Origin of the sequence: Microbacterium sp. (assembly GCF_047971895.1) — a bacterium.
GTDB lineage: Bacteria > Actinomycetota > Actinomycetes > Actinomycetales > Microbacteriaceae > Microbacterium.
This window is the reverse complement of sequence record NZ_JBKEAF010000052.1, coordinates 1-1,709: the sequence shown is the minus strand read 5'-3', so window position 1 is coordinate 1,709 and position 1,709 is coordinate 1. Positions and strand designations below refer to the sequence as shown.

Below are 1,709 nucleotides of genomic sequence, written 5' to 3'. Positions count from 1 at the left end.
TCGTCGTCTCGCAGCTTGTGCGCAGCCCCGGGGTCTACTTCGACTCCACCCAGGACAAGAACAGCGACAAGGACATCCTCACCGCGCGCATCATCCCCAGCCGCGGCGCATGGCTCGAGTTCGAGGTCGACAAGCGCGACCAGGTGGGTGTGCGCATTGACCGCAAGCGCAAGCAGTCGGTCACGGTGTTCCTTAAGGCGCTGGGGCTCACCAGCGAGGACATCCTCAAGGAGTTCGCCGGCTTCGGGTCGATCGAGGCGACCCTGGAAAAGGACACGATCCTCACCAAGGAAGAGGCGCTGCGCGACATCTACCGCAAGCTGCGCCCGGGCGACCAGGTTGCGGCCGAGGCGGCCCGCGCCCTGCTGGACAACTTCTACTTCAACCCGAAGCGCTACGACCTCGCCAAGGTCGGCCGCTACAAGATCAACCGCAAGCTCGGCATCGAGGTGCCCACGAGCGAGCAGGTGCTGACCGTCGAAGACATCGTCGCGACGATCCGCTACCTCGTCTCGCTGCACGACAAGTCGGCGCCGAGCGTCACGGAGAATCCGGACAAGACCGTCACCATCGACGGCGTCCGCGGCGGCAAGAAGACGCAGATCCGCGTCGAGGCCGACGATATCGACCACTTCGGCAACCGGCGCATCCGCGCGGTCGGCGAGCTCATCCAGAACCAGGTGCGCACCGGGCTCTCCCGGATGGAGCGCGTGGTGCGCGAGCGGATGACGACGCAGGACATCGAGGCGATCACCCCGCAGACCCTGATCAATGTGCGCCCCGTCGTCGCGGCGATCAAAGAGTTCTTCGGCATGAGCCAGCTGTCCCAGTTCATGGACCAGAACAACCCGCTCGCGGGCCTGACCCACAAGCGCCGCCTGTCCGCGCTGGGCCCGGGTGGTCTGTCCCGTGACCGTGCCGGCATGGAAGTGCGCGACGTGCACCCCTCGCACTACGGCCGCATGTGCCCGATCGAGACCCCGGAAGGCCCGAACATCGGCCTGATCGGTTCGCTGGCCACCTACGCCCGGATCAACCCGTTCGGCTTCGTCGAGACGCCGTATCGCAAGGTCGTCAAGGGCAAGGTCACCGACGACGTCGAGTACCTGACCGCCGACGACGAGGACCGTCACGTCATCGCCCAGGCCAACGCGGTGCTGGACGAGAAGGGACGCTTCGTCGAGGAGACCGTGCTGGTCCGTACCCGAGGTGGCGAGGCGATCGACGTCCCCGCCACCGAGGTGGACTACATGGACGTCTCGGCCCGGCAGATGGTCTCGGTGGCAACCGCGATGATCCCGTTCCTGGAGCACGACGACGCCAACCGCGCGCTCATGGGCGCCAATATGCAGCGCCAAGCCGTGCCGCTGGTCCGTTCCGAAGCCCCGCTGGTAGGAACCGGCATGGAGCGCCGCGCCGCAGTCGACGCCGGTGATGTCATCGTGGCCAGCAAGGCCGGCGTGGTGACCGAGGTCTCCGCCGACGCCATCGTCGTCGCCAATGACGACGCCACCACTCAGACCTACCGGGTCGCCAAGTTCCGTCGCTCCAACCAGGGCACCTCCTACAACCAGCGAGTGCTGGTCGATGAGGGTGCCCGGGTCGAGGTCGGGTCGGTATTGGCAGATGGTCCGGCGACCGACGAGGGTGAACTGGCATTGGGACGCAACCTGCTGGTGGCGTTCATGTCCTGGGAGGGTCACAACTAC

General features: G+C 66.3%; 1 pseudogene. It reads left to right on the top strand.

The window, feature by feature from the left end:
- Window positions 1-1,709 (top strand): annotated as a pseudogene (locus tag ACK5IN_RS04625) (DNA-directed RNA polymerase subunit beta); the annotation flags it as partial.